Raw genomic sequence first — 6114 nt, 5'->3', positions numbered from 1 at the left:
CCTGGTTACGAGGAGATTGGCAAGCAGCTGCGTGCCGAGATGGATAAGAACAACTAGAGAACTAAGTAGAGCTGCCGAGCATCGACCGGCGGCTCTTTTATTAGGAGGGGAAGAGCGTTGCAGGTACGACTACGGACCAGGATGAAACGGGTCCAGGAGCGGCTAGCTGTCTGGCTGGTGTTGACGATCTGCCTTTGGATCGTCTGGCGGCTCCTTGGCTGGGCATTTCTCCAGTATGTTATTTGGCTGGCAGCGGGCTACACAATCCTGCTTGTTTCTTTCTGGGTGTACCTGGCCTGGCATTACTGGCATCATTAAGAGAATCGAGAATACAAAACGGGAAGCCGCCCATGTCCACTAGCGGCTCCCCGTTTTGTATTATTTAGTTGCTCTCTTGGATCAAGCCGTTGAAGAAATGCTTGATTGATACCTGCCCCCCAGTCTGACGTTGCCCCTGAAGGTAGGCAATTTCGTTGTGGATGTTCTTATACTCATACAGGTTGTTGGCATACTCCAAAATGATGTCGTTTTCCGGGTAGTCGATGCACATATGGGCGAGGTTAGTCAGACCAGCCCGGATGTCACGCCGAATCCGCTGAAAAATGATCTTCTTACCGTGCTTATCGCAGTGGTAGCTTTCCTCAAAATTAATCTCTTCAAAGTCTAGCTCCCGCTCAATCATCATGTTGATGACGCTAATAATCTCCTGCCCGCCGTTACCAGCGGTAATACCGAGGAAGCGCAGGATCGACTTGGCGTTTTCCTTCTGCTTTTCCTTGTAGCTGATCGAGACGGTGTTACTGTTGGTGGCAGCCCCGCTGACCAGGTCGAGGATCTGGAGGAGACGCTTGGACATATCGATGTTCTGGCTGGCCAGTTTAATAACGGTTTTGACCTCGGCAATATTGAGCGGTTTCTCGATGAAGAAGTCGATTCCGCTCTTGTAAGCTCGTGTTCGGGTGGCCGGGTCGATTGCCGGGGCCATCATGATGAAGTGGGGGTAGTGACGGCTATCCTGGATACGGCGAATTAACTCTACCCCGTCAATCCGTGGCATGGTAAAGTCAACGAACATAATGTCGATGCTAAGCCGCATGGCATCATCGTAGGCTTGCTGGGGGTTGGTGGTGGTGCCGACAATTGAGTTATTGAAGTCATTTTCGATGATGTCCTTCAGTAGTTCCGTGCTGTTGTCGTTGCTGTTGACAATGTAAAAGTTCACTGGTCAGGGCTCCTTTGATTTGGTGAAGTAGAATGAAGTTCTTTGATACTCGACAACATTTTATACCCCTGTGTGGTATTGCACAATGCTTATAACGTATCGTTAGGAAATTTTCCCGAAAAAAGGCGGTTTGTTTTATAAAAACCGTGGTTCCGCTTCCATTGATGTTATGATGGGCCTTGAGGAGCCGAGAAAAGAAAATTTTCTTTTGCAATTTTGCGATGTTATGCGAAGCTTCTTGAAGTATACCGGTATGATAGTAACTGTAAAAACCAAGGAGGAATTAATTATGGCTTTTAATTTACGTAATCGTAGTTTCTTAACTCTTTCAGACTTCAACAAGCGTGAAATGGAATACATGCTTAACCTGGCTGAAGACCTGAAGAAGGCTAAGTACGCAGGTACTGAAGCTAAGAACCTTGAAGGTAAGAACATCGCTTTGATCTTCGAAAAGAGCTCAACTCGTACCCGTTGCTCCTTCGAAGTTGGTGCTAAGGACGAAGGTGCTCATGTAACCTACTTAGGTCCTTCAGGCTCACACATTGGCCACAAGGAATCTGTTAAGGATACTGCCCGTGTTCTTGGTGGCATGTTCGATGGTATTGAATACCGTGGTTTCTCACAACGTAACGTTGAAACCCTTGCTAAGTACTCAGGTGTTCCTGTTTGGAACGGTCTGACTGACGAAGACCACCCAACCCAAGTCCTGGCTGACTTCTTAACTGCTCACGAAGTATTGAAGAAGCCTTACGAAGACATCAAGTTCGGTTTTGTTGGTGACGGTCAAGACAACGTTTCTAACGCTCTGATGCTCGGTGCTGCCGTTATGGGGATGGAATACCACGTTGTAACTCCTAAGGAATTGAACCCAACTAAGGAAGTCCTGGACAAGGCTAACGCCATTGCTAAGGAAACTGGTGCTAAGATCGTTGTTTCCAACGATGTTAAGGAAGACGTTAAGGGCATGGATGTTATCTACGCCGACGTTTGGGTATCAATGGGTGAATCCGATGACATGTGGGAAAAGCGGATCAACCTGCTTAAGCCTTACCAAGTAACGATGGACGTTATGAAGGCTACTGAAAACCCTAACGTTCTCTTTGAACACTGCCTGCCTGCATTCCACAACCTTGACACTGAAGTTGGTAAGGAAATCTACAAGAAGTTCGGCCTTAAGGAAATGGAAGTTACTGACGAAGTCTTCGAAAGCAAGCACTCCGTTGTCTTCCGTGAAGCTGAAAACCGGATGCACACTATCAAGGCTGTCATGGTTGCAACCTTAGGTGAACAAGGCTAATCAAGGGAGGACTGCTACATGGCTAAAGTAGTTGTTGCCTTGGGTGGTAACGCCCTTGGTAAGTCACCTGAAGAACAATTAAAGCTGGTTAAGAACACCGCTTCCTCACTGATCGGTCTGATCGACGCCGGTAACCAGGTTGTTATCAGCCACGGTAACGGTCCACAGGTCGGTGCGATCAACCTGGGTATGAACTTTGCTGCGGAAAATGGTAAGACGGCTGCCTTCCCATTCCCAGAATGTGGGGCCATGAGCCAAGGCTACATTGGTTACCACTTACAGCAAAGTCTGCAAAACGAACTGCACAAGCGTTGGATGAATAAGAATGTGGCCACGATTGTTACGCAAATCGCCGTTGACCCACAGGATCCTGCATTCAATAACCCATCCAAGCCGGTTGGTGACTTCTACACGAAGGAACAAGCTGAGCAGATCGAAAAGGAAAAGGGTTACACTTTCAAGGAAGACGCTGGACGGGGTTACCGTCAGGTTGTTCCTTCACCACTGCCGAAGAAGATCATGGAGCTCAACAGCATCAACACGCTGATCGAATCCGGTGATCTGGTTATCGCTGGTGGTGGCGGTGGTGTCCCAGTCATCATGACTGACGACGGCCTCCAGGGTGTTCCTGCCGTTATCGATAAGGACCGTTCAAGTGCCCTCTTAGCTGATCAAATTAGTGCCGATAAGCTGATCATCCTGACGGCGGTAGATTACGTTTACGTAAACTATGGCAAGCCAGATGAGAAGGCTCTGAAGACGCTGACGATCGATGAAGCCCACAAGTACATGGACGAAAAGCAGTTTGCTGCCGGCAGCATGCTGCCAAAGATTGAAGCCTGCCTGTCATTCGTTGAAGGTCACCCTGAGCGGGAAGCAATTATCACTTCCCTCAATGGTCTGGACGATGCCCTGGCTGGTAAGGTTGGTACGGTTATCCGTGACAACTAAATAAGAATTAAGGATGGCAATGGATTGGATAGATTCATTGCCGTCTTTTTTGCTTTAAAAAGTGTGGTAGAATGGCACTTGTGAAAATTTTAGATTGGAAAGTGGAATGTTATGACAAATAAAAAAGTCTTGGGGACGGTCATGGTCATCGTGGCCTGTACTTTCTGGGGGATCTCGGGCCTGTTTGCTAAGGCCCTCTTCAACGTGAGCACCAGTATCACCTCAATGTGGGTGACGCAGACCCGGATGATCTCAGCTGGCGTGATCCTGCTGATAATCAGCCAGTTTAAGGGGGACCACCCGCTGCAGATCTTTCGTAACCTACACGATGCCTGGGTAATCTTTGCCTACGGTTTCTTTGGCCTGGTGCCGGTCCAGTATGGCTACTTTATGGCGGTGCAGTATGGGAATGCATCGATTTCAACGGTGCTGCAATTTCTTGGCCCTTTCTTCACCATTGCCTACTTGGCAGCCTTTCGCCACATTCCGCCGCGGCGGATTGAGATTATCAGCGCTATTATTGCCTTTTCTGGGGTTTTCATCATCGCTACCCACGGTAAGGTAGACCACCTGGCGGTCACGCCCCTGGTCCTTTTCTGGGGGATGGTAGCAGCCATCGGGGTGGCTACTAACACCCTGATTCCTCAACAGATGCTGCGGACCAATCGCGTACCGTCCCTGGTGGTTACCGGGTGGGGGCTTCTCTTCGCTGGTTTGGCTCTGCTGGCAATGCATCCTGCCCAGCCCCATATTCCAAACCTGCCAATCGTCTGGACCTGTTGGCTCGGCATCTTGGTGATTGGGACTCTGATTCCGTTCCAACTGGCTAATAACTCGCTGAAATATATTGATGCCACGACTTTTAGCCTGATGGACGCCTTTGAGCCGCTCTCGGCCACGATTGGCTCGGTGCTGATATTTCATCTGCACATGACCGGTGCCGACGTGCTGGGCTCGGTCCTGGTCATCGTGGCGGTGCTGGCGATTAATATCCGGATCCCGCTTCACCATGATGGCGGCGAGATCGCATAACAAAAAGCTGCTCACTTCATTTCGATAAAGTGGACAGTTTTTTTGCGTCGATAGATTGTTGAGTACTACTGCTGCTTTCGTTGGTGGCTTGGGGTGTTTGTGCGTACAACTTCCTGACCGCTGCGACGTCGGCTGGTTGGATCTTGAAGAAGGAGCCGGCTGGTTGCATGACCGAGGTACCATTGTTGTGCTGGAGGCCAATGGCATGGCCCAGCTCGTGCTCAGCCGTGTTAATCACGCGCTGCTGTGAGTAGCCGTAGCTGGGATCGAGCAGGTAGCCGGCATTGAGTTGGACGTCGGCGTGAGTAATGTAACCGGTCATTGCGTTGGTCGTCGAGTTGGTCAGTCCGGCGGCGTTATCGTTGTTCTCGTTGATGGCCGTAATGGTAATATCGGCTTTGGACTTATCATTAATCTGTTTGAAGGTGAAAGCACCGGTCCGGTTCCACTGACTGAGGGCCGATTCTGCGGCAGAGCGGAGGACGGGGTTACTGAGGTCGACATAAACCGTTGCTGAGGCATGAGGCCACCGTGATCCGGTTGTTGTGGCGTTGGTATGGGTTGGGTCGACCCGTTGCTCGGTCGCCGTTGGCTTATTCCCCGTCAGCTTGTTAAGACCGTTATAGGTGAGGACCTGGGCATCATGGATGGCAACGTTCGCGTACTGCTGGAAGCGCGGGCTATTTTGATAGAACCAGATGAGGGCACCAAAGGCAAGCAGGTAGACCAGTGGCAAGAATAGGCGTTTGCGGATTTTGACCACCTCCTAATAATTGAAAGTTTATTATATTGTCCTATTGTTGTCTATAAAAGTGATTATTTCGTGGAGAATTGCGGATGATTTAATGAATTGATTATGAACTAATTCACAAGCCGCGATAGGTGCGGTAAAATAAAGTTAGAGCTAAGGGAGGGAACAACATGGCACATGTATTCAAAGTTCATGTCATACTGAGTTGGGGAGAGCAGCGTGATTACCTGGTGGCAAACGATGTTGAGCCTGGCCTAGAGCACCGGATGGCCACCCGCAAAAATTGGCAGGAAGTAATGCAAGGAGCGTTGATCAACGTCCCAGTTGCCCCGTACTTGCCCAGTGGCGGGCCCTTACCGCCGATCGCTACGGCTAAGGTCGATGATGTGGTGGCGATCACTGCTGATGAGATGCCCACGGACCTACAGCGGACCCGGAGTCAGTTCATTATGGCAGAGATCTGGCAAAAGCAAAGTAGTCAGGTCAACTATAACTACCTGCGTCACGATTATGTTCCGGCCTCTCAGGAGCAGATCAAGGCCGATGTCGATCACTGGTGCAACGGGACAGACACACGTGCGGTTTCATTAGTAACCAAAGCCCGGATTGCCACTCAAAAAAAGAAATTTCAAAAAGAGTTGGGAAAAAGGGTTGACTAATTGTGGAATCTTCTATATAGTAATGACTGTTGTATGAGACAACGTCATTGGGAATTGGCCAAGCGGTAAGGCGCAGGACTCTGAATCCTGGATCACTGGTTCGAACCCAGTATTCCCAACTTACTTTGGAAAGTCGTAATTCAATCTTTATGTTTGAATTGCGACTTTTTGTTTTAACCGACCGCTTTTGTTACAATGGTAG

7 protein-coding genes and 1 tRNA gene are annotated in these 6114 nt (G+C 49.4%); 6 read left to right on the top strand and 2 right to left on the bottom strand.

The window, feature by feature from the left end; genetic code table 11:
- Positions 1-117 precede the first annotated feature (117 nt).
- Complete coding sequence (locus tag FD34_RS08575) at positions 118-318, top strand: hypothetical protein (protein ID WP_152936722.1); 201 nt, start codon at positions 118-120, stop codon at positions 316-318.
- 64 nt (positions 319-382) lie between these two features.
- Here FD34_RS08575 and FD34_RS04550 read toward each other — a convergent pair whose 3' ends face one another.
- Complete coding sequence (locus tag FD34_RS04550; protein ID WP_057807195.1) at positions 383-1222, bottom strand: DNA-binding domain-containing protein; 840 nt, start codon at positions 1220-1222, stop codon at positions 383-385.
- Positions 1223-1511: 289 nt separating this feature from the next.
- Between FD34_RS04550 and argF the strand changes: the two genes are divergently transcribed.
- The 3 genes from argF (at position 1512) to FD34_RS04535 (ending at position 4502) form a co-directional block, all read left to right on the top strand.
- On the top strand, positions 1512-2519 hold the full coding sequence (gene argF / locus FD34_RS04545; protein ID WP_057807193.1) for an ornithine carbamoyltransferase: 1008 nt from the start codon (positions 1512-1514) through the stop codon (positions 2517-2519).
- Between the two features lie 18 nt (positions 2520-2537).
- A complete protein-coding gene (gene arcC / locus FD34_RS04540) occupies positions 2538-3470 on the top strand; it encodes a carbamate kinase (protein WP_057807191.1) in 933 nt (310 codons plus the stop codon).
- A 111-nt stretch (positions 3471-3581) separates the two neighbouring features.
- Positions 3582-4502, top strand: coding sequence for a DMT family transporter (locus tag FD34_RS04535; RefSeq protein WP_057807189.1), 921 nt, complete (start codon positions 3582-3584; stop codon positions 4500-4502).
- A gap of 16 nt (positions 4503-4518) precedes the next feature.
- Here FD34_RS04535 and FD34_RS04530 read toward each other — a convergent pair whose 3' ends face one another.
- Entirely contained in the window at positions 4519-5265 is a 747-nt protein-coding gene (locus FD34_RS04530) for a matrixin family metalloprotease (protein WP_083479859.1), read from the bottom strand.
- Between the two features lie 158 nt (positions 5266-5423).
- On the opposite strand from FD34_RS04530, the gene FD34_RS04525 reads away from it, so the two are divergent.
- Positions 5424-5912 (top strand): DUF7679 family protein, encoded by a 489-nt coding sequence (locus FD34_RS04525; RefSeq protein WP_057807187.1) that lies wholly within the window; start codon positions 5424-5426, stop codon positions 5910-5912.
- 48 nt (positions 5913-5960) lie between these two features.
- Positions 5961-6031, top strand: a tRNA-Gln gene (locus FD34_RS04520).
- Positions 6032-6114: the final 83 nt, after the last annotated feature.

The organism is Limosilactobacillus pontis DSM 8475 (genome assembly GCF_001435345.1).
GTDB classification, from domain to species: Bacteria; Bacillota; Bacilli; order Lactobacillales; family Lactobacillaceae; genus Limosilactobacillus; species Limosilactobacillus pontis.
Note: the sequence above shows the minus strand (reverse complement) of the source record. Positions and strands in the feature narration are given on the sequence as shown.